Here is a 20,138-nt window from a genome sequence, read left to right on the forward strand (position 1 = left end):
CTGAGCCCCGCCCCACAAAAAGCCCCCGCAGCCCGAAGGTTGCGGGGGCTTTTTCATTTCGGCCAGCACCACAAATCCCCTGTGGGAGCGGGCTTGCTCGCGAAAGCGGTGGGTCATTCAACATAGAGGTCGACTGGCACGGCCTCTTCGCGAGCAAGCCCGCTCCACACATTGAATCTCATTGCCTGCAAGTTATGCGATCGGACAAAAAACCCTCGCTACCACAAGATCACGAGGACTCTTTATTTAGAGACGGCGCTCTGCAGCGTCGTATACCTCTTCGTCACGCCGGGCACCGACTGCGACGATTAACACCTGGATCGCCTTGCCATCGACCCGATAAACGATACGCGTGTCGCCTGTTCGAATCCTTCTACACCCTGCAAGGCTGGCTCTTAGAGGCTTGCCGCTCTTGTCCGGCTCGCCATTGATAATCCGCTCTTCGATGACATCAAGAATACGGTTTGCTGCTACGTTCCCCAGTAGGTCCAGGTCCTTCTGGACCTCTGGATGATAGATAACGCCCCAAACCATCCAAAGCTCCTTTAGTCTTTCTTCGCGTACCGAGCCCGCATATCGTCGTGACTGACTGCCTTCGACTGATCAAAACCGCTCAGTCGCTCTCGGGCCGCAGCTTCAATTCGCAAGTCATCAAGCTCGTCGAGCATTTCCTGGTACGCATCAACGTTGATAATGACTGCTGCCGGTTGATTGTCCTTGAAGATGACCAGCCTCTCGGTGGCCCGACTGGAGATTTCTTTGAGCCTTGCACTGAATCCCCTGACCATCGCAGTTACCGATATCGCTTGATCAGCACGATCTAGTAATGCCGTCATACTTACCTCTCTACACATCATGCAAATTCGACACACCTTTGTACGCAGAGTATTGCGTCGAATTCGACATACAGCAAGCTACAAAAAATGCGAATTTATTGACCCACGTACTCATGCAAAAAAATAGCCTCACAGCCTTACGACTGAGCCAATTGACACGCACCATGCAAAATGCTGCAACTGTCCTCAGTCCCAGGACAAAGGACAGTTGTTAACCAAGGCCCGATTGAAGAATCAAGCGGTACTTCTTCTGATCAAACTGATCCATCTGGAACAGGACAAGCTCAACTGCTTAAGAGCCCACCAGCCTATAAACCCTCTCGCCATTCAGTTTCATTCGCCGAACGGTCTCGCAATATCAGATGACGCCCTTGTAGGTTGTAGGCAAACTCCGAGAATTGCGTAGTGGGAGCGTTTGAGTGCTCTGCCGCGTTGCTGGCTTCGATTTCGACGGAACATTCTCCGGACGACGCTACGCATGTATTTATCAGGCGTGTAATCCGGTGAAACCAGAGCAACAGCGCGCTCAATACGAATAGAGGAAGTTTTTATGCTTGTCATCGATATATGGCGGCTGCGCGTGGGACGTCGCTTGCGCCAGTGATTCCGACAGTCACGCGAGGGGCCCCGCATTATCCCTGACTGCCATGGGCAAAGCCGGGATTGATGATGTGTTAGGTGCTTATGGCGAATGGCACACAGCCTTCGCGAGCAAGCCCTCTTCCACAGGATCTTCCCCCATAAAAACTATGCGCCCAGACACAAAAAAACCCCCGCTACCTTCACGGCAACGGGGGCTTTTTGCTGTGGCTTACATCTCCACTTGCGTGCCCAACTCAATCACCCGGTTCAGCGGCAGATTGAAGAAGCGCAGATTACCGTTGGCGTTCTGCAACATGAAGGCGAACAGCGCCTCGCGCCAGCGGGCCATGCCTTCGAGTTTGGAGGCGATGACGGTTTCGCGGCTGAGGAAGTAGGTGGTGCGCATCGGGCTGAAGTCCAGGTCGTCGAGATGACACAGTTTCAGCGCTTGCGGCACGTCCGGTTCGTCGACGAAGCCGAAGTGCAGGATCACCCGGAAGAAGCCTTCGCCGTAGGAATCGACCTCGAAACGCCGGGAGGCCGGGACCCGCGGGATGTCTTCGTAGACCACGGTCAGCAGCACCACTTGTTCATGCAGCACCTGGTTGTGCAGCAGGTTGTGCAACAGCGCGTGGGGCACGGCGTCCGGACGCGCGGTGAGGAACACGGCGGTGCCCTGGACGCGGTGCGGCGGTTGTACGCGGATACTGCTGATGAAGATCGGCAGCGGCAAGCCACCCTCGTCGAGACGGTCGACCAGCAACTGCTTACCGCGTTTCCAGGTGGTCATCAGTACGAACAGCACGATACCGGCGATCACCGGGAATGCGCCGCCCTGCACGATTTTCGGCACGTTGGCGGCGAAGTACAGCCCGTCGACCAACAGGAAACCAATCGACAACGGCACGGCGAAGATCGGCGGCCATTTCCACAGCAGCAACATCACCGCCGACACCAGCACAGTGGTCATCAGCATGGTGCCAGTCACCGCCACGCCGTAGGCCGAGGCCAGGGCGCCGGAGGATTCGAAGCCCAGCACCAACAGGATCACACCAACCATCAGCGACCAGTTGACCGCGCCAATGTAGATCTGGCCCTGTTCAGCACTGGAGGTGTGGCGGATGTGCATACGCGGAATGTAGCCGAGCTGGATCGCCTGACGGGTCAGGGAGAACGCACCGGAAATCACCGCTTGGGACGCAATCACCGTGGCCATCGTCGACAGGCCGACCAGCGGGATCAACGCCCAGCTCGGCGCCAACAGGTAGAACGGGTTACGCGCGGCCTCCGGATCGCCGAGCAGCAACGCGCCCTGGCCAAAGTAGTTGAGCACCAGCGCCGGCAGCACGAGGATGAACCACGCACGGGCAATCGGCTTGCGGCCGAAGTGGCCCATGTCGGCGTACAGCGCTTCGGCGCCGGTCAATGCCAGCACCACCGCGCCGAGAATCGCCACGCCCATGCCCGGGTGCACGATGAAGAATCGCACGCCCCACACCGGGTTCATCGCTTGCAACACTTCCGGGTGCTGAAGGATGCCGTAGACGCCCAGGGCGCCGAGCACCACAAACCACGTCACCATGATCGGACCGAACAGAATGCCGATGCGCGCAGTGCCGTGGCTCTGGATCAGGAACAACGCCACCAGCACGACCAACGACAGCGGCACCACCCAATGATCGATGCCATCAAATGCCAGCCCCAGGCCTTCAATCGCCGAAAGCACGGAAATCGCCGGGGTGATCATGCTGTCGCCGTAGAACAGCGCCGCACCGATCAGCCCGCAGACCACCAGAAAACCCCGCAACTTCGGATGCCCCGCCGCCGCTCGCCGCGCCAGTGCGGTCAAGGCCATGATCCCGCCTTCGCCCTGGTTGTCGGCGCGCAGCACGAACATCATGTATTTGAACGACACGACCCAGATCAGCGACCAGAAGATCAACGCCAGGATGCCCAACACGCCGTCATGGTTGACCGGTACACCATAGCCACCGGAGAACACTTCTTTGAGGGTGTACAACGGACTCGTGCCGATATCGCCGTAAACCACCCCGACCGCCGCAACCAGCATGCCGATCGGTTTTGCTGCCGAATGCTCGGCGCCCGCCGCCTGACTACTTGCCTGCCCCATCCAAAACTCCTACTACTCAGACCCGGACTTCTTATAAGAAGCACTATGCTTTGCCGTGCAGCATGCGCTGATTTACTTAAGGTTACAGACGATTTGTTGACTGTAAAAATTCGGTAAAGCGTAAAGGCGCGAAGCATAGCGCAGCACTCGTCGTATTTCCCTGCATAAAGCTGGTCAAGTGAGCGTGTCATCGCTAGAATTGCGCACTTTTTGACCAGAGGCGCAACATAGCGCCCGTCTGTCGCCTTGCCGTCTTCGGCTGGAGGCGCCACAAATACCGAGGTTAGACATGTCCACCACTCCCGCCACGGCCAATCCAAAGGTTGGCTTCGTATCCCTGGGTTGCCCCAAAGCACTGGTCGACTCCGAGCGCATCCTTACCCAGCTGCGCATGGAAGGCTATGACGTCGTGTCCACTTACGAGGACGCCGATGTCGTGGTGGTCAACACCTGCGGTTTCATCGACTCGGCCAAGGCTGAATCGCTGGAAGTGATCGGCGAAGCCATCAAGGAAAACGGCAAGGTCATCGTGACCGGCTGCATGGGCGTCGAAGAAGGCAACATTCGCAAGGTGCACCCGAGCGTGCTGGCCGTGACCGGTCCGCAGCAGTACGAGCAAGTGGTCAACGCCGTGCACGACGCCGTGCCGCCGCGCCAGGATCACAACCCGCTGATCGACCTGGTGCCGCCGCAAGGCATCAAGCTGACCCCGCGCCACTACGCATACCTGAAGATTTCCGAAGGCTGCAACCACAGCTGCAGCTTCTGCATCATCCCGTCGATGCGCGGCAAACTGGTCAGCCGTCCGGTCGGTGACGTGCTCGACGAGGCCCAGCGCCTGGTCAAGGCCGGCGTCAAAGAGCTGTTGGTGATCTCGCAAGACACCAGCGCCTACGGCGTCGATGTGAAATACCGCACCGGTTTCTGGAACGGCGCGCCGGTGAAAACCCGCATGACCGAACTCTGCGAAGCGCTGAGCAGCCTCGGTGTCTGGGTCCGCCTGCACTACGTTTACCCGTACCCGCACGTCGACGAGCTGATCCCGCTGATGGCCGCCGGCAAGATCCTGCCGTACCTGGACATTCCGTTCCAGCACGCCAGCCCGAAAGTCCTGAAAGCCATGAAACGCCCGGCCTTCGAAGACAAAACCCTGGCGCGGATCAAGAACTGGCGCGAAATCTGCCCGGACCTGATCATCCGCTCGACCTTCATCGTCGGCTTCCCAGGCGAAACCGAAGAAGACTTCCAGTACCTGCTGAACTGGCTGACCGAAGCGCAACTCGATCGCGTCGGCTGCTTCCAGTACTCGCCGGTCGAAGGCGCCCCGGCCAACCTGCTGGACGCGGCCATCGTGCCGGACGACGTCAAGCAAGACCGTTGGGACCGCTTCATGGCCCACCAACAGGCCATCAGCTCGGCTCGCCTGCAAATGCGCGTCGGCCGTGAAATCGAAGTGCTGGTCGATGAAGTCGACGAGCAAGGCGCGGTCGGCCGCTGCTTCTTCGATGCCCCGGAAATCGACGGCAACGTGTTCATCGACAACGGCAGCAACCTGAAGCCAGGCGACAAAGTCTGGTGCAAAGTGACCGACGCCGACGAATACGACCTGTGGGCTGAACAGATCTAAACGCAAAAAATACAAAAAGCCCCGCTCTCTTGACGAGATGCGGGGCTTTTTTACGTCTATCGTTTTGTGGAGAACGGATTCGCATCATTCATCCCATGAGAGGCTAGGCGGGCATGCGCCACCATTCGGTCATCCACACACCGAAACAAAGTGACTACAAAGAACTCACCCGGGTCTGGGAGGCCTCGGTGCGCGCCACCCATGACTTTCTGCCGGACAGCTACATCGACCTGCTGAAGAACCTCGTGCTGACCCGCTACCTCGACGCGGTGATGCTGATCTGCACCAAAGACTCGCGCCAGCGCATCACTGGATTCGCCGGCGTCGCGGCGGGCAAGGTCGAAATGCTGTTTATCGACCCGGCCCATCGCGGCCAGGGCCTGGGCAAGCAATTGCTTCGCTATGCCCTGGAACACCTGAACGCCGATGAACTGGACGTCAACGAACAGAACCCGCAAGCGTTGGGGTTTTACTTCAAGCAGGGGTTCGAGGTGATTGGTCGCTCGGAAGTCGACGGCATGGGCCAGCCTTATCCGCTGTTGCATATGCGCTTGCGCCAGGCGCAACAATTGACGCGCAATGGCTGACACAACATAGAACCACTGTGGGAGCGGGCTTGCTCGCGAATGCGGTGTGTCATTCAAGAGATAAATTGACTGATCCACCGCATTCGCGAGCAAGCCCGCTCCCACATTAAAAACACATGCGGCAAATGGAGCCGGGATTAACCGGCGCCCAGCAGGTACAATGCCCACCCCTTTTTTGTTACGGCCCTGTCATGACTGACCCGATTCGTCTCTCCAAACGCCTCATCGAACTCGTCGGCTGTTCCCGTCGGGAGGCTGAGCTGTTCATCGAGGGCGGCTGGGTCACCGTGGACGGCGAAGTCATCGACGAGCCGCAGTTCAAGGTCGAGAACCAGAAAGTCGAGCTCGACCCGGAGGCCAAGGCCACCGCGCCAGAGCCGGTGACCATTCTGTTCAACGTCGCGGCGGGCATGGCCGCGGAAACGGCCATGGCCAGCATCAGCGCTGAAACCCTGAGCGAGGAACACCGCTTCAGCAAACGTCCGCTCAAGGGCCATTTCCTGCGCCTGACCGCCAGCACCGACCTGCAGGCCAACGCCAGCGGTCTGCTGGTGTTCACCCAGGACTGGAAGATCCTGCGCAAGCTCACCGCCGATTCGGCGAAAATCGAGCAGGAGTATGTGGTCGAGGTTGAAGGCGACATGGTTGCTCACGGCCTCAACCGGCTGAATCATGGCCTGACTTACAAGGGTAAGGAACTGCCGGCGGTGAAGGCCAGCTGGCAGAACGAAAACCGTCTGCGCTTTGCGATGAAGAACCCACAACCGGGCGTGATTGCCCTGTTCTGCCAGGCCGTGGGCCTGAAGGTCGTTGCCATCCGTCGCATCCGCATCGGCGGCGTGTCCATCGGCAAAGTGCCGCTGGGGCAATGGCGCTACCTGTCCGGCAAAGAGAAGTTCTAAGACTTTTCACGCCGCCCTACATTTCGGCGTCGCTGCTTATGCGGCGCCCACTGCTGAATATCAGGATTGCACACCATGATTCATAACGACGTACTGCGCAGCGTGCGCTACATGCTCGACATCAGCGACAAGAAAGTCATCGAGATCATCAAGACCGGCGGCATGGACGTGTCCATGGAAGACCTGCTGACCTACCTCGACAAGAAAGAAGAAGACGAAGAAGGCTTCGTACGCTGCCCGGACGAAGTCATGGCGCACTTCCTCGATGGCCTGGTGATCTTCAAGCGTGGCAAGGACGAAAGTCGTCCGCCACAGCCGATCGAAACCCCGGTGACCAACAACATCATCCTGAAGAAACTGCGCGTGGCCTTCGAACTGAAAGAAGACGACATGCACGCGATTCTCAAGGCCTCCGAGTTCCCGGTGTCCAAGCCTGAGCTGAGCGCATTGTTCCGCAAGTTCGGCCACACCAACTACCGCACCTGTGGCGACCAGTTGCTGCGCAACTTCCTCAAGGGCCTGACCCTGCGCGTTCGTCCGCAGTAACGTACGCAGCGGATGTACTTTGTAGGAGCTGTCGAGAGAAACGAGGCTGCGATCTTTTGATGTTGTTTTTAGGAGCAAGATCAAAAGATCGCAGCCTCGTTTCTCTCGACAGCTCCTACAAGGCCGTATGGCCGCTCATTCCTCGCAAAAATAGTGGCTCCGCTTCTCGCGGCTGACGACTAGGGTGTATTGACCCTCAGCTCTCAGGATTCGCCATGCACCCGTACTTTTCCCTGCAAGGCCGCACCGCTCTGGTGACCGGCGGCACCCGTGGTATCGGCAAAATGATCGCCAAGGCTTATGTCGAGGCCGGCGCGACCGTGTACGTCTGCGCCCGGGATGCCGAGGCCTGCCTGCAAACCGCCGAGGAATTGAGTGCGTTCGGCCTCTGCCACGGCATCGCGGCGAATCTGGCCACCGAAGAAGGCGTGCTGCAACTGGCGACACGCCTGGGCGAAAAGCTCGATCAGCTGGACATTCTGGTCAACAACGCCGGCACCACCTGGGGCGCGCCGCTGGAAAGCTACCCGATCAAGGGCTGGGAAAAGGTCATGCAACTCAACGTGACGTCAGTGTTCAACTGCATCCAGCAGTTCTTGCCGCTGCTGCGCAAAGCAGGTTCTGAAGCCAATCCGGCGCGGATCATCAACATCGGCTCGGTGGCCGGGATTTCGTCCTTCGGTGAACAGGCCTATGCCTACGGGCCGAGTAAAGCCGCCCTGCATCAACTGTCGCGGATTCTGGCGCGAGAACTGGTGAGCCAGCACATCAACGTCAACGTGATCGCACCCGGGCGCTTCCCGAGCAAGATGACCCAGCACATCGGCAATGATGAGCAGGCGCTAGCGGAGGATACGGCGCTGATTCCGATGAAGCGCTGGGGCCGGGAGGAAGAGATGGCGGCGCTGGCGATCAGTCTGGCGAGTACGGCGGGGGCGTACATGACCGGGAATATTATTCCGCTGGATGGTGGGTTTAGTCTCTGAGATTGGCGGTGCGGCCTTCGCGGGCAAGCCACGCTCCCACAGGTTTTATGCCGTGCACAAAAGTTGTGTTCGCTCAAGAACCCTGTGGGAGCGTGGCTTGCCCGCGAAGGGGCCCTACCTGTCACCGCCGATTCCGAGGTCGATCGGGTTATCATGCCCGCCCCTCCCCCGCCTCGACCCCAAACCATGACCTACAGCGTTTCCCCCATCGGCTTCGTGCGCTCCTGTTTCAAGGAGAAATTCGCCATCCCGCGCCAACCGCAACTGGCCCCGGCCGCTCGCGGTGTGCTGGAACTGGTGGCGCCGTTCGATCAGGGCGATGCGGTGCAAGGCCTGGAACAGGTCAGTCACGTCTGGCTGCTGTTCCTGTTTCATCAGGCCCTGGAAGAAAAGCCACGCCTCAAAGTCCGCCCGCCTCGCCTGGGCGGCAATAAATCCATGGGCGTGTTCGCCACCCGCGCGACGCACCGGCCCAATGGCATCGGCCAGTCCGTGGTGAAGCTGGACAAGGTCGAGGCGAATCGCCTGTTCATCTCCGGCATCGACCTGCTGGACGGCACGCCGATTCTCGACATCAAACCTTACGTGCCTTACGCCGACATCATCGATAACGCCTCCAACAGCATCGCCAGCGCCGCGCCGCAGTTGATTCCCGTGCGGTGGGCGGAGGCAGCGCTGCAACAGGCTCACGAGCACGCTCAGCGCCTTGGCGAGCCTTTGGTGGCGCTGATCGATCAATGCCTGGCACAAGACCCGCGTCCGGCGTACCAGATTCCTACACCGGAGCGCGAATATGGCGCGCAGTTCTGGGATCTGGACGTGCGCTGGCATTATCCCGAGGCCGGGGTTATACGCGTCCTCGAGGTCATCCCCGCCTCCAACTGATGTAGGAGCTGTGTAGGAGCTGTGTAGGAGCTGTCGAGTGGAACGAGGCTGCGATCTTTTGATGTTGTTTTTTAAGAGCAAGATCAAAGGATCGCAGCCTCGTTTCACTCGACAGCTCCTACACAGCCCCTACACAGTTCCTACACCGCTTCTACGGGGATTGTGTCGGGCATAAAAAAGCCCCCATTGCCTGCATTGGCAATGGGGGCTTTTCAGTGAGGCGGTGTTCTTACTTCTCGACGAACGCACGCTCGATCAGGTAATCACCCGGCTCGCGCATCCGCGGCGAAACTTTCAGGCCGAAGCTGTTCAACACTTCGCTGGTTTCATCGAGCATGCTCGGGCTGCCGCACAGCATGGCGCGGTCGTCCTGCGGGTTGATCGGTGGCAGACCGATGTCGCTGAACAGCTTGCCGCTGCGCATCAGGTCGGTCAGGCGACCTTCGTTCTCGAACGGCTCGCGGGTCACGGTCGGGTAGTAGATCAACTTGTCACGCAGGGCCTCGCCGAAGAATTCGTTCTGCGGCAGGTGCTCGGTGATGAATTCGCGGTAAGCGACTTCGTTGACGTAGCGTACGCCATGGCACAGGATCACTTTTTCGAAACGCTCGTAGGTTTCCGGGTCCTGGATGACGCTCATGAACGGCGCCAGACCGGTACCGGTGCTGAGCAGGTACAAATGTTTGCCAGGCTTCAAGTCATCCAGCACCAGAGTGCCGGTAGGCTTCTTGCTGATGATGATCTCGTCGCCTTCCTTCAGATGCTGCAACTGGGAAGTCAGCGGGCCATCAGGCACCTTGATGCTGAAGAACTCGAGATGCTCTTCCCAATTCGGGCTGGCAATCGAGTAAGCACGCATAAGCGGGCGGCCGTTGGGCTGTTGCAGGCCGATCATCACGAACTGACCGTTCTCGAAGCGCAGGCCCGGATCGCGGGTGCACTTGAAGCTGAACAGAGTGTCGTTCCAGTGATGAACACTGAGGACACGCTCGTGGTTCATGTTGCTCATGTACGTGGGACTCCTGGAGATTGGGTCTGCGCTGCTCTGCTAGAGAACCAGCCGTGCGCAATTGCATCGCATTCTAATGGCAGCCACAATATCTGTTAACTGGATTATTAAGATAAGGGTTATCGGTTATATAGATATGCGATTTACTCTACGTCAACTTCAAGTCTTCGTCGCCGTCGCTCAGCAGGAAAGCGTATCCCGTGCTGCGGGTCTGCTCAACCTCTCGCAATCGGCGGCCAGCACCTCGATCACCGAGCTAGAGCGTCAGTCCAGCTGCCAGCTGTTCGACCGCGCCGGTAAACGGCTGAGCCTCAACGCCCTCGGAAAACAGCTATTGCCCCAAGCAGTGGCGCTGCTTGACCAGTCCAAGGAAATCGAAGACCTGCTCAATGGCAAGTCCGGTTTCGGTTCGCTGGCGGTCGGGGCGACCCTGACCATCGGCAATTACCTGGCGACGCTGCTGATCGGCAGCTTCATGCAGCGTCACCCGGAAAGCCAGGTCAAGCTGCATGTGCAGAACACCGCCAACATCGTGCAACAAGTCGCCCACTATGAAATTGATCTGGGTCTAATCGAAGGCGACTGCAGCCACCCGGACATCGAAGTGCAGAGCTGGGTCGAGGATGAACTGGTGGTGTTCTGCGCTCCGCAGCATCCGCTGGCCAAACGCGGCATCGCGAGCATGGAAGAGCTGAGTCATGAGGCGTGGATCCTGCGCGAGCAAGGCTCGGGCACGCGGCTGACCTTTGACCAGGCCATGCGTCACCATCGCAGTTCGTTGAACATTCGCCTGGAGTTGGAACACACTGAAGCGATCAAACGCGCAGTGGAATCAGGCTTGGGGATTGGCTGCATTTCGCGGCTGGCACTGCGCGATGCGTTCCGCCGCGGCAGCCTGGTGGCGGTGGAGACGCCGGATCTGGACCTGGCGCGGCAGTTCTATTTCATCTGGCACAAACAGAAATTTCAGACGCCAGCGATGCGCGAATTCCTCGATCTGTGCCGCGCCTTCACCGCCGGGGTTCAGCGCAGCGACGAGATCGTGCTGCCGACTATCGCTTAAAGCAGGATCACCGCCCACACCAGCGCAATCATGGTCAACGCCACGAATTGCGCAGCGCTGCCCATGTCCTTGGCATTCTTGGACAACGGATGCAATTCAAGGGAAATGCGGTCGATGGCCGCTTCTACCGCCGAATTGAGCAATTCGACGATCAACGCCAACAGGCAGACCGCGATCAGCAGCGCTTGCTCGACGCGGCTGACGTTCAGGAAGAACGAAATCGGAATCAAGATAACGTTGAGCAACACCAGTTGCCGAAAAGCCGCTTCACCGGTGAAGGCTGCGCGCAGGCCATCCAGCGAGTAGCCGGAGGCGTTGAGGATGCGTTTTAGGCCGGTCTGGCCTTTAAAAGGTGACATAGAGTAGGCAACTGAACCAAAAAGGAGTGGGAAAGCTAGAGTAAAGAAAGTCAAAAAAGCGTGAATCTGCCGCGCTTTAGTGGCTCGAAATTGACTCAAGTTGTTGCAAGAGCAACGCGGCCTGGGTTCGGGTCCGCACATTCAGCTTGCGGAAGATCGCCGTCACGTGGGCCTTGATCGTCGCTTCGGACACGCTGAGCTCATAGGCAATCTGCTTGTTCAGCAACCCCTCGCACACCATAGTCAGCACCCGGAACTGCTGGGGCGTCAAGCTCGCAAGCCCCTCACTGGCAGCCTTGGCTTCGGCGGAAACACTGACTGCTTCAAACGCTTGGGGTGGCCAGAACACGTCGCCATCGAGCACCGCACGTACGGCTTTCTGAATGACGCTCAAGTCGCTCGACTTGGGAATGAAACCGCTGGCGCCGAATTCCCGGGACTTGACCATGATCGAAGCTTCTTCCTGGGCCGAGATCATGACCACCGGAATCTGCGGGTACTGACCACGCAACAGCACCAGCCCGGAAAAACCGTAGGCCCCTGGCATGTTCAGGTCCAGCAGCACCAGGTCCCAGTCAGACTTTTCGTCGAGGCGGGTTTCCAGTTCGGCAATACTCGCCACTTCCACCAGACGCACATCCGGGCCCAGGCCCAGGGTCAACGCTTGGTGCAGCGCACTACGAAAAAGAGGGTGGTCATCGGCAATCAGGATTTCGTATGTGGCCATTTTTCAAATGATCCTGTTTTTCAAACAACTCAAGGTGCAGCCACGGAGCTGCACCAACAGGGCGCGTTCAACGCCAATTACGTGGCAATCACGTAAAGAAGTCGGCGTATCAAACTTTGGCCGCGCCCTAATCGGCGCCAAGCATGCCCAGCGAAGTCAGGGTGGTCAAGGTGCGTGGCCGCTACAGTTCTTTGCAGTATGGGCGACAATCAGCCGATAGCCGGCGCCGTGTTCTGCACAAAAGGCATCAGCTCGGCGTGGGCCGGCGTTTCGACATTCATATCCAACTGGTGCTTGGCGTCCAGGTAATGCTGGCTGAACACATCGAAGTAAGCATCAAGAGCCGATGCCGCGTCGGTATCGCCCGCCAGATCCAGGCACAAAGCGGCCACTTCGGCGGTGCACAGGTGCTCGCTGCGGGTCGAGCGGCGCAAGCGATAACGCGAGAGTTTCTCCGGGAGCAGGCTGAGGATTGGCAACCGGTCAAAATAAGGGCTTTTGCGGAAAATCTTCCGGGCTTCGGTCCAAGTGGCGTCCAGCAGGATGAACAACGGGCGCTTGGCGCTATCGGCGGCGACGCTGTTGGTCACGCGTTCGGGCTCGACGTACTCGCCCGGAAACACCAGATACGGTTGCCATTGCGGGTCGGCCAACAGATCCAGCAGTTGCTGATCGACTTCGGTACGCGACCAAATGAACGCATGGTTATCGCGGACCACATCGGCGATCAGCCAGCCGGTGTTACTCGGCTTGAACACTTCCTTGTTGGTCATGATCAGGCACACGCCGGAGCGGGTCTCGACCTGCGGGCGCCAGGCGCACAGGCAATGGCTCTCGATCACCCGGCAGGCACGGCAACGCGGCGCCCGCCAGCCACGAGCCTGAATCGGCTTGATGCCTTCCTCTTCGCGCTGATCGCGCAAGCGGGCCACGGCGTTGACCGCAAAGTGGGCAGGAACGGAATTCATCGCAGGCAACGCCGACAGGCAAGGAAAATCGACACAAAAAACACTCGGAAAGGCAGAAAGTGCCGGCAGTTTATCAGAGCGGCCGGCGCAAGCCTGTACCGTCCGGGCCCGCTCCCCTATAATTCGCCGCCACTGAACGCACAGTCATGTGACGGGTCGAAACCACCAGTCACTGAACCAGGAGAGTTTCATGCTGCGCCTTATCGTTCCCACCGCTGCCATTTTGCTGGCGTCGTCCTTCAGCGCTCAGGCTGCTTCCTTGAGTGAGCAGAACCTCAACAGAGAGCTGCGAAACGTCGCCGTACAAAGCAGCGTCGGCACGCCTCGGGCGATCAACGAGGACATTCTCGATCAGGGCTACACCGTTGAAGGCAATACGCTGATCAACCACCTGAGCGTACAAAGCAGCCACGCCGACAAGATGCGCGCCGATCCGAAAGCCGTGTATTTCCAGTTGGGTGCCTCGGTCTGCAACAACCCATCGTTCCGCAAACTGATGGCCAAGGGCGCCGTCATGCGTTACGACTTCACTGAAGTGAAGACCAACCGCTCCGTCGGCTCCGCCAGCTATCAGGAATCGGATTGCCCGAAAGCCACCCCGGCCAAGAAGAAGTAATCATCTGGAATTGGCGCGCCGCTGTTCATCCTCGGCGCGCAGTTCTGCCAGCAAGGCCTGCAAATATCGCGAACGGCGCTCGCCACCGCCCAGACGCCGGCAGCACTCCTCTTCAAGACTCAAATGATTGGTCTCTGCTGACGATTTCAATAATCGATACAGTTGCGCATCGATCTCCAGAATCAATCTGGCCATGATTTCCCGCCTCCCTGCACACCCAAATCCCTGAATAGCTTGAACGTTGCGTACTGCCTTTGACGCAAAGTTGTCGTGTCACGCCTGTAACTTAGTAAATCAGAGCCACGGCCTCCGGGCTTGCGTTCTGACGAGCGGTGAAACCACCTTGCAAATCGTCAATAAGCGGTTGCCATGAAAGACTTTGCGGCGCAATGATCAAGTCAGCGCAAATCACCGCGAAGGTCTAGATTCAGAGTAGTCGTGTTCACTTTTGAGGGTGGGAAAGGGGCCGCCCGTTACGCGTCCTGTTGTGCGAATGTTTCTTTCATCCAAGGGAAAAACAGAGCCTGTATGGATGACCCGATTGCAATTCGGGTCAGGTGGATCGCCCAAGCAAGGGCTTGGGCAGACAGCGACACAAGGGGTGTCGCGGCACTGACGACTGTTTTGTCGGGGCCAAGGGTTCTGTGCATAAGGAGAAGTTGAATGCCTTACCAACCGAATGACCTCCTCAGCCGTCATTTCGAAGAAAGCGGCCACGACCTCACCAGCAAGGTCGAAGAGCAACTCAACCTGGTTTCACCCAACAGCCCTAACATTCCGATTTACCGCGACATGATCCTGACCGTGCTGCGCATGGCCCAGGAAGATCACAACCGCTGGAATGCCAAGATTACCCTGCAGGCCTTGCGTGAACTGGAGCATGCGTTTCGTGTGCTGGAACAGTTCAAGGGCCGACGCAAAGTCACTGTATTCGGATCGGCTCGCACGCCGATTGAACATCCGCTGTATGGCATGGCCCGGGAACTCGGCGCCGCGTTGGCGCGTTCGGACCTGATGGTCATCACCGGTGCCGGTGGCGGCATCATGGCAGCGGCCCACGAAGGCGCCGGCCTGGAACACAGCCTGGGGTTCAATATCACCCTGCCCTTCGAGCAGCATGCCAACCCTACCGTCCAGGGCACCACCAACCTGCTGTCCTTCCACTTCTTCTTTACCCGCAAGCTTTTCTTCGTCAAGGAAGCCGATGCGCTGGTCTTGTGCCCGGGCGGTTTCGGTACGCTGGACGAAGCGCTGGAAGTGCTGACCCTGATCCAGACCGGGAAAAGCCCACTGGTGCCGGTGGTGTTGCTGGATACGCCGGGTGGTACGTTCTGGCAAGGTGCGCTGGATTTCATCCACCATCAACTGGAGGAAAACCGCTACATCCTGCCCACCGACATGAAGCTGGTAAGCCTGGTCTACAGCGCCGAAGAGGCAGTGGCGCAGATCAACCAGTTCTACAACAACTTCCATTCCAGCCGCTGGCTCAAGCATCAGTTCGTGATTCGCATGAATCACCCACTCAGCGACGGAGCGCTCGAACACATGCAAACGGCTTTCGCCGATTTGTGCCTGAGCGACCACTTCCATCAGCATGTCTATAACGGCGAGGAGCACGATGAGCCGCAGTTCAGCCATCTGGCGCGCTTGGCCTTCACCTTTAATGCCCGTGATCATGGGCGCCTGCGAGAGTTGGTGGACTACATCAACCTCCCGGAAAACTGGGCGCAGCCCAAACCCCAGGCGCAGCAACGCACACGGGAACCGTCAAAAGTGACGTAAATAACAGGCAAAAAAAAACGGCCCGCTATCGAAATAGCGGGCCGTTTTTATTTAATCGTCCATCCCTCGACCGCTGAACAAGCGGTTGATCATCTCCATGGAAAACCCCCGATAAGCCAGGAAACGCCCTTGTTTGGCACGTTCGCGCATGTCTATCGGTAAATGCCCGGCAAATTTGCGCCGCCAGGTGTCTTCCAGTTGTTCGTGCCAGTTGATACCGCTCTCGCGCAAGGCGAGCTCGATATCGTTACGTTGCAGGCCGCGCTGGCTCAGTTCTTCGCGAATACGCAAAGGCCCGTAGCCGGAGCGGGCACGGTAGGAAACGAAGCTTTCGAGGTAACGGGATTCGGACAGCAGGCCCTCTTCCGTCAACCGGTCGAGTGCTGTGTCGATCATTTCAGGGAGGGCGCCGCGCTGACGCAGTTTACGCGTCAGCTCGACTCGACCGTGCTCGCGTCGTGCGAGCAGGTCCATTGCGGTTCGCCGCACCGCGACGAGTGTATCGAGTACGGCGGTCATCGGATCAATCAGATATCAGCGTCAGCCAGGTCATCAGCAGTCTCTTTGACTGGCGATGCTTTGACGTCCGGTGCTGGAGTCAGCAGCTTGTCGCGCAGTTGCTTCTCGAGCTTCGCGGCGATTTCCGGATTGTCCGCCAGGAACTTGGCCGAGTTGGCCTTGCCCTGACCGATCTTGGTGCCTTCATAGGCATACCAGGCACCGGACTTCTCGACGAAACCGTGCAGCACACCCAGGTCGATCATCTCGCCGTTGAGGTAGATGCCCTTGCCGTAAAGAATCTGGAACTCGGCCTGACGGAACGGCGAAGCAACCTTGTTCTTCACAACCTTGACGCGGGTTTCGCTACCGACAACCTCGTCACCTTCTTTCACCGCGCCAGTACGGCGGATATCCAAACGAACCGAAGCGTAGAACTTCAGCGCGTTACCACCGGTGGTGGTTTCCGGGCTGCCGAACATCACGCCGATTTTCATACGGATCTGGTTGATGAAGATAACCAGGCAGTTGGCGTTCTTGATGTTACCGGTGATTTTACGCAGCGCCTGGGACATCAGACGGGCTTGCAGGCCCACGTGCATGTCACCCATTTCGCCTTCGATCTCGGCCTTTGGCACCAAGGCGGCTACGGAGTCGACGATGATCACGTCAACCGCGTTGGAACGCACCAGCATGTCGGTGATTTCCAGAGCCTGCTCGCCGGTGTCTGGCTGGGAAACCAGCAGGTCGTCGACGTTGACGCCCAGTTTGCCGGCGTACTCAGGGTCGAGGGCGTGTTCGGCGTCGACGAATGCGCAGGTCGCGCCGGCTTTTTGGGCCTGGGCGATCACGGACAGTGTCAGCGTGGTTTTACCGGAGGATTCAGGACCGTAGATTTCAACGATACGACCTTTTGGCAGACCGCCAATGCCGAGCGCGATGTCCAGACCCAGAGAGCCAGTGGAGATAGCCGGGATCGCCTGACGGTCCTGATCGCCCATACGCATTACGGCACCCTTGCCGAATTGACGTTCGATCTGACCCAGGGCCGCAGCCAAGGCTTTCTTCTTGTTGTCGTCCATTAAAGTCCTCACGTAATCAATAAGGCCTGACGGCCAACACCTGTATAAGTAGCCAGTATTATTCCACAGCGATTCAGGATCGCCTACCCCTGATTTGAGATTTCTCCAGCGGCATGGCGCAGCAGCCCCTCTAGCGCGGCCTTCACCGTTTGTCGGCGGACCTCATCGCGGTTGCCGGGGAAGTGCTGGACCTCGCTGAACAGCTGCTCGCCGACGCCCCAGGCCAGCCACACCGTGCCTACCGGCTTGCTCGGGGAACCGCCATCCGGCCCCGCGACGCCGCTGACCGCCACGGCAAACCGCGCATGACTTTTGTCCTGCGCGCCACGCACCATGGTCTCGACCACCTCGCGACTGACCGCCCCCACCGACTCGAACAAGCCCTCGGGCACATTCAGTTGCAAGGTTTTCTGGCGGTTGGAGTACGTCACGTAGCCGGCCTCGAACCATGCCGAACTCCCGGGAATACGAGTAATCGCCTCGGCAATCCCGCCGCCGGTGCAAGACTCGGCGGTGGTGACATGGGCATTCAGAACCTGCAGGCGTCTGCCAAGTTCAGCGGCCAGCTGGGTGATTTCTTTCACGGGCGCTCTCCTGATCGTGCGGAATGGAACCACCGTACACGAGCCAATCGCGCTGGCAAGACACAGGTTCGATCAAAATGTTAGCGGGCCAAAGCGCGGATATAAGCCTGACAGGCCTGCAAGGCAATCAATCCGCTGTCGCCGGCGTCGGTGATGGCGATAATTCGTTGAGCATGCGCCGGGTCAAGTCGGGCTCGCGGGGCGCCATGATCCACGCCGCCGGTGCCGGAGGCGGCTGGCATTGCACAGGTTGCGGCAGCGTCATTGGCATCGAGGAGGACTGACAGGCGCACATCAGCAGTGGCAAGACGATCGCGCAGGCGACCTTGATCACGTTGGGCATCGCTTAGCGCTCGATAATGGGATTGTTCACTGGCTGATAGCCGTTGTTCCAGGGCTTGGCGTTTTTCTTGCTGAATGCGCACTTGTGAGGCCGCTGCGTTACTGATCGCGATAAGGTCGTCCTTGTGGAGTCCAGCCTCCTTGGAGATCTTTGTGCCGTAGCGCCAATCTTGGATTTGCCAACTGAGCGCAGCGCTTCCTCCCATCAGCGTCAGGATCAGCACCAACATGCCTCCCAGCTTCTGCGTCAAGGTTAGAATCATGGCACGTCCCTGAAAAAGACATGACCACCGAGCATCAACGTTTGCTTGGCCTTCGTTGCCCAGGCTGGCGCCTCGGGCATGGCGATTGCGTAGTAGTGCGTGGCGCCATCGGTGGGATCTGGCACGTTGCCAGCTATCACTTCGTCCGCCGCAATCTGCGCCAGCGCAAACTCGCGGGTCGGGATCGGCTTCGCGCCACTCAAGTAGTCAAAGTTCGGGTCGCCGTTGTTCCAACAACTAAACTGATACGGAGCCTGGCACACACCGGCGTAGCCCTCCCCCCACCAAGATTTCGTCCTCCCGTCGTCCACTCGATTACGAATGGCCCAGGCCACGGCGATCTGGCCAGCCAAACCCTCGCCACGGGCCTCGCCCCACAACGTGCGCGCGAAGATATCGCGGTCTTTATCGGTTGTAGTCATCAGTTTCCTCCAGACAATAAAAAACCACCCGCAGGTGGTTTGGTTGATGTGGTGGATATCAATTACGCATGCCTAGCCTATGACCTGAAATAAACTTTTTAATTGGTGCATGGAATGGCTGCTCAATCAGGTGAAACAGAGCCGCTGCACATATCAACGACAAAGACCAATATGAGATATAGAAAACGAGCCAGTCGGCTTCAAAGCTTCCTCCATTCCATTTGTACATGCATCGGATTACCAACTGATGAACCATATATAGAGAAAAACTTATTTTCCCAAGGTAGACCAATGGTGTCCACGTTAGAAAGCTGGATAAGGCTCCTCGCTGAACACTAAATACAGAAATCAGAATAGAGAACGATATGAACGAGCCTGCGACCAACACCCAAACACCTGCTTGTGGAGCAATGTTCACAAGAACATTTTTAGATAACCAGGCAAAAGTGGACATTGATAAAACAACAAAAAACAAAGACAAAAACTCAAACCACGTGGCTTTTGAACTCGACCAAGGATTAGAGCCTGCTTGTATCTTAAGAGCTGCCTGATACGCCACCATGCCCGCCATAAACTCGGCCAGCCTCGTGACGGGTGAAATATACAATATCCCCCAAGCCGTTACACCTCCTGCGGCTTCGATGGTTGAAAGATTGAACAGGCTGGCTGCCGCTATCATCACAACAACAATTAAAACTGACGAAAGCGCCAACAATCTGGGTCTTTTCTTTGCTATCGGTAAAATAAACGGGAACAGGGCATAAAAGAAAAATTCAGTTGAGATACTCCAAGACACTGCATTCAATGAGTAATGCCAAGGCAGCAAAGGAACGAGAGACTGTAGCATCAAGATATTTACGCCAGCCCTCGCAAAATCATAAAGCGAATCAATTGGCGATAACAAAAGCACTGCAAGTATCGCAGTAAAAATATGCGACGGATAAAGTCTTGAAACTCTTGCGGCAAAAAATGAACGCACCCCATGATTCAAGTCAAGATTGCGATATGCATGACTAAGTATAAAACCTGACAATACAAAGAAAAACGAAACAGCATTTCTCACATCAACAAAATTTATACTGTATGAAAAATAGCTATTGGAGCCACCATGACCAACCACTATCATCGCCGCTGCAAAAAATCTTAACGATGTTAATGAATCTATCTGCCCTTTGAGATTCACGAGACACTTCTTTTAAAGTAAATGGCGCATTTTACACGCCATTCCAAGTAAAACCACAACGATTTTTTAGTTTTCAAACTAGGATGGGCCCGTTATCTGCAAATCTGAAGAAATGATCCATCTTGTGACTGCAGTTGTAAATTGTATCTGCCCCCCCA

The 20,138-nt window shown here is 57.6% G+C and carries 23 protein-coding genes; 9 read left to right on the plus strand and 14 right to left on the minus strand.

Annotated elements, in window-relative coordinates:
* Positions 1 to 246: 246 nt before the first annotated feature.
* The 3 genes from NK667_RS21165 to NK667_RS21175 form a co-directional block, all read right to left on the minus strand.
* On the minus strand, positions 247 to 534 hold the full coding sequence (locus NK667_RS21165; RefSeq protein WP_054615962.1) for a type II toxin-antitoxin system RelE family toxin: 288 nt from the start codon (positions 532 to 534) through the stop codon (positions 247 to 249).
* Between the two features lie 11 nt (positions 535 to 545).
* A complete protein-coding gene (locus NK667_RS21170) occupies positions 546 to 836 on the minus strand; it encodes a Phd-YefM (protein WP_054615963.1) in 291 nt (96 codons plus the stop codon).
* An 811-nt stretch (positions 837 to 1,647) separates the two neighbouring features.
* Entirely contained in the window at positions 1,648 to 3,549 is a 1,902-nt protein-coding gene (locus tag NK667_RS21175) for a potassium transporter Kup (protein WP_054615964.1), read from the minus strand.
* 289 nt (positions 3,550 to 3,838) lie between these two features.
* On the opposite strand from NK667_RS21175, the gene rimO reads away from it, so the two are divergent.
* The 6 genes from rimO to tsaA all read left to right on the plus strand — a co-directional run bounded on the left by rimO (position 3,839) and on the right by tsaA (position 9,082).
* On the plus strand, positions 3,839 to 5,176 hold the full coding sequence (gene rimO, locus NK667_RS21180) for a 30S ribosomal protein S12 methylthiotransferase RimO (RefSeq protein WP_054047032.1): 1,338 nt from the start codon (positions 3,839 to 3,841) through the stop codon (positions 5,174 to 5,176).
* A gap of 113 nt (positions 5,177 to 5,289) precedes the next feature.
* Complete coding sequence (locus NK667_RS21185; protein ID WP_054047034.1) at positions 5,290 to 5,763, plus strand: GNAT family N-acetyltransferase; 474 nt, start codon at positions 5,290 to 5,292, stop codon at positions 5,761 to 5,763.
* A gap of 191 nt (positions 5,764 to 5,954) precedes the next feature.
* A complete protein-coding gene (locus NK667_RS21190; RefSeq protein WP_054615965.1) occupies positions 5,955 to 6,665 on the plus strand; it encodes an rRNA pseudouridine synthase in 711 nt (236 codons plus the stop codon).
* 75 nt (positions 6,666 to 6,740) lie between these two features.
* Complete coding sequence (locus NK667_RS21195) at positions 6,741 to 7,211, plus strand: YehS family protein (RefSeq protein ID WP_054615966.1); 471 nt, start codon at positions 6,741 to 6,743, stop codon at positions 7,209 to 7,211.
* Positions 7,212 to 7,426: 215 nt separating this feature from the next.
* Positions 7,427 to 8,197 (plus strand): SDR family oxidoreductase, encoded by a 771-nt coding sequence (locus tag NK667_RS21200; RefSeq protein WP_054615967.1) that lies wholly within the window; start codon positions 7,427 to 7,429, stop codon positions 8,195 to 8,197.
* 186 nt (positions 8,198 to 8,383) lie between these two features.
* Entirely contained in the window at positions 8,384 to 9,082 is a 699-nt protein-coding gene (gene tsaA, locus NK667_RS21205) for a tRNA (N6-threonylcarbamoyladenosine(37)-N6)-methyltransferase TrmO (protein WP_054615968.1), read from the plus strand.
* A gap of 229 nt (positions 9,083 to 9,311) precedes the next feature.
* Here the strand turns inward: tsaA and fpr are convergent, their stop codons facing one another.
* Positions 9,312 to 10,091 (minus strand): ferredoxin-NADP reductase, encoded by a 780-nt coding sequence (fpr, locus tag NK667_RS21210; RefSeq protein ID WP_003443014.1) that lies wholly within the window; start codon positions 10,089 to 10,091, stop codon positions 9,312 to 9,314.
* A 136-nt stretch (positions 10,092 to 10,227) separates the two neighbouring features.
* Between fpr and NK667_RS21215 the strand changes: the two genes are divergently transcribed.
* Positions 10,228 to 11,154, plus strand: a complete 927-nt coding sequence (locus NK667_RS21215; protein WP_054047045.1) for a LysR family transcriptional regulator — start codon at positions 10,228 to 10,230, stop codon at positions 11,152 to 11,154.
* Here NK667_RS21215 and NK667_RS21220 read toward each other — a convergent pair.
* The 3 genes from NK667_RS21220 to NK667_RS21230 form a co-directional block, all read right to left on the minus strand.
* On the minus strand, positions 11,151 to 11,513 hold the full coding sequence (locus NK667_RS21220; protein WP_007947182.1) for a diacylglycerol kinase: 363 nt from the start codon (positions 11,511 to 11,513) through the stop codon (positions 11,151 to 11,153). The two genes, NK667_RS21215 and NK667_RS21220, sit on opposite strands and share 4 nt — an antisense overlap.
* Positions 11,514 to 11,589: 76 nt before the next feature.
* Entirely contained in the window at positions 11,590 to 12,240 is a 651-nt protein-coding gene (erdR, locus tag NK667_RS21225) for a response regulator transcription factor ErdR (RefSeq protein ID WP_054047047.1), read from the minus strand.
* A gap of 209 nt (positions 12,241 to 12,449) precedes the next feature.
* Positions 12,450 to 13,208: a tRNA-uridine aminocarboxypropyltransferase gene (locus NK667_RS21230; protein WP_054615969.1), complete on the minus strand. Its 759-nt coding sequence runs from the start codon at positions 13,206 to 13,208 to the stop codon at positions 12,450 to 12,452.
* A 190-nt stretch (positions 13,209 to 13,398) separates the two neighbouring features.
* Between NK667_RS21230 and NK667_RS21235 the strand changes: the two genes are divergently transcribed.
* Positions 13,399 to 13,824, plus strand: a complete 426-nt coding sequence (locus NK667_RS21235) for a PA3611 family quorum-sensing-regulated virulence factor (RefSeq protein ID WP_054047051.1) — start codon at positions 13,399 to 13,401, stop codon at positions 13,822 to 13,824.
* On the opposite strand, the gene NK667_RS21240 is transcribed toward NK667_RS21235, so the two are convergent.
* Positions 13,825 to 14,019, minus strand: a complete 195-nt coding sequence (locus tag NK667_RS21240; RefSeq protein WP_054047053.1) for a hypothetical protein — start codon at positions 14,017 to 14,019, stop codon at positions 13,825 to 13,827.
* 468 nt (positions 14,020 to 14,487) lie between these two features.
* Here NK667_RS21240 and NK667_RS21245 point away from each other — a divergent pair, with 468 nt between their 5' ends.
* Positions 14,488 to 15,606: an LOG family protein gene (locus tag NK667_RS21245; RefSeq protein WP_054047055.1), complete on the plus strand. Its 1,119-nt coding sequence runs from the start codon at positions 14,488 to 14,490 to the stop codon at positions 15,604 to 15,606.
* Positions 15,607 to 15,657: 51 nt separating this feature from the next.
* Here the strand turns inward: NK667_RS21245 and recX are convergent, their stop codons facing one another.
* From recX to NK667_RS21275, 6 genes are all read right to left on the minus strand, one after another.
* Positions 15,658 to 16,125, minus strand: coding sequence for a recombination regulator RecX (gene recX / locus NK667_RS21250; protein WP_054047057.1), 468 nt, complete (start codon positions 16,123 to 16,125; stop codon positions 15,658 to 15,660).
* Positions 16,126 to 16,133: 8 nt separating this feature from the next.
* Complete coding sequence (gene recA / locus NK667_RS21255) at positions 16,134 to 17,186, minus strand: recombinase RecA (RefSeq protein ID WP_007907270.1); 1,053 nt, start codon at positions 17,184 to 17,186, stop codon at positions 16,134 to 16,136.
* Between the two features lie 83 nt (positions 17,187 to 17,269).
* Positions 17,270 to 17,770 (minus strand): CinA family protein, encoded by a 501-nt coding sequence (locus NK667_RS21260; RefSeq protein WP_054615970.1) that lies wholly within the window; start codon positions 17,768 to 17,770, stop codon positions 17,270 to 17,272.
* Positions 17,771 to 17,850: 80 nt separating this feature from the next.
* Complete coding sequence (locus tag NK667_RS21265; protein ID WP_054615971.1) at positions 17,851 to 18,375, minus strand: lysis system i-spanin subunit Rz; 525 nt, start codon at positions 18,373 to 18,375, stop codon at positions 17,851 to 17,853.
* Positions 18,372 to 18,797 (minus strand): cell wall hydrolase, encoded by a 426-nt coding sequence (locus NK667_RS21270; protein ID WP_054615972.1) that lies wholly within the window; start codon positions 18,795 to 18,797, stop codon positions 18,372 to 18,374. Before NK667_RS21270 ends, NK667_RS21265 begins: the two co-directional genes overlap by 4 nt.
* Before the next feature lie 58 nt (positions 18,798 to 18,855).
* Positions 18,856 to 19,980, minus strand: coding sequence for an acyltransferase family protein (locus NK667_RS21275; RefSeq protein WP_083471361.1), 1,125 nt, complete (start codon positions 19,978 to 19,980; stop codon positions 18,856 to 18,858).
* Positions 19,981 to 20,138: the final 158 nt, after the last annotated feature.

This window comes from Pseudomonas nunensis, assembly GCF_024296925.1.
In the GTDB taxonomy this organism is placed as follows: Bacteria; Pseudomonadota; Gammaproteobacteria; order Pseudomonadales; family Pseudomonadaceae; genus Aquipseudomonas; species Aquipseudomonas nunensis.

Excerpts from the sequence above, each read along its gene's own strand:
- NK667_RS21175 (WP_054615964.1), bottom strand. The coding sequence starts at position 3,549 with ATGGGGCAGGCAAGTAGTCAGGCGGCGGGCGCCGAGCATTCGGCAGCA.
- NK667_RS21245 (WP_054047055.1), top strand. The coding sequence starts at position 14,488 with ATGCCTTACCAACCGAATGACCTCCTCAGCCGTCATTTCGAAGAAAGC.
- NK667_RS21195 (WP_054615966.1), top strand. The coding sequence starts at position 6,741 with ATGATTCATAACGACGTACTGCGCAGCGTGCGCTACATGCTCGACATC.
- NK667_RS21190 (WP_054615965.1), top strand. The coding sequence starts at position 5,955 with ATGACTGACCCGATTCGTCTCTCCAAACGCCTCATCGAACTCGTCGGC.
- NK667_RS21240 (WP_054047053.1), bottom strand. The coding sequence starts at position 14,019 with ATGGCCAGATTGATTCTGGAGATCGATGCGCAACTGTATCGATTATTG.
- rimO (WP_054047032.1), top strand. The coding sequence starts at position 3,839 with ATGTCCACCACTCCCGCCACGGCCAATCCAAAGGTTGGCTTCGTATCC.
- tsaA (WP_054615968.1), top strand. The coding sequence starts at position 8,384 with ATGACCTACAGCGTTTCCCCCATCGGCTTCGTGCGCTCCTGTTTCAAG.
- erdR (WP_054047047.1), bottom strand. The coding sequence starts at position 12,240 with ATGGCCACATACGAAATCCTGATTGCCGATGACCACCCTCTTTTTCGT.
- NK667_RS21170 (WP_054615963.1), bottom strand. The coding sequence starts at position 836 with ATGACGGCATTACTAGATCGTGCTGATCAAGCGATATCGGTAACTGCG.
- NK667_RS21215 (WP_054047045.1), top strand. The coding sequence starts at position 10,228 with ATGCGATTTACTCTACGTCAACTTCAAGTCTTCGTCGCCGTCGCTCAG.
- NK667_RS21185 (WP_054047034.1), top strand. The coding sequence starts at position 5,290 with ATGCGCCACCATTCGGTCATCCACACACCGAAACAAAGTGACTACAAA.
- NK667_RS21235 (WP_054047051.1), top strand. The coding sequence starts at position 13,399 with ATGCTGCGCCTTATCGTTCCCACCGCTGCCATTTTGCTGGCGTCGTCC.
- recA (WP_007907270.1), bottom strand. The coding sequence starts at position 17,186 with ATGGACGACAACAAGAAGAAAGCCTTGGCTGCGGCCCTGGGTCAGATC.
- fpr (WP_003443014.1), bottom strand. The coding sequence starts at position 10,091 with ATGAGCAACATGAACCACGAGCGTGTCCTCAGTGTTCATCACTGGAAC.
- NK667_RS21265 (WP_054615971.1), bottom strand. The coding sequence starts at position 18,375 with ATGATTCTAACCTTGACGCAGAAGCTGGGAGGCATGTTGGTGCTGATC.
- NK667_RS21230 (WP_054615969.1), bottom strand. The coding sequence starts at position 13,208 with ATGAATTCCGTTCCTGCCCACTTTGCGGTCAACGCCGTGGCCCGCTTG.
- NK667_RS21165 (WP_054615962.1), bottom strand. The coding sequence starts at position 534 with ATGGTTTGGGGCGTTATCTATCATCCAGAGGTCCAGAAGGACCTGGAC.
- NK667_RS21220 (WP_007947182.1), bottom strand. The coding sequence starts at position 11,513 with ATGTCACCTTTTAAAGGCCAGACCGGCCTAAAACGCATCCTCAACGCC.
- NK667_RS21270 (WP_054615972.1), bottom strand. The coding sequence starts at position 18,797 with ATGACTACAACCGATAAAGACCGCGATATCTTCGCGCGCACGTTGTGG.
- NK667_RS21200 (WP_054615967.1), top strand. The coding sequence starts at position 7,427 with ATGCACCCGTACTTTTCCCTGCAAGGCCGCACCGCTCTGGTGACCGGC.
- recX (WP_054047057.1), bottom strand. The coding sequence starts at position 16,125 with ATGACCGCCGTACTCGATACACTCGTCGCGGTGCGGCGAACCGCAATG.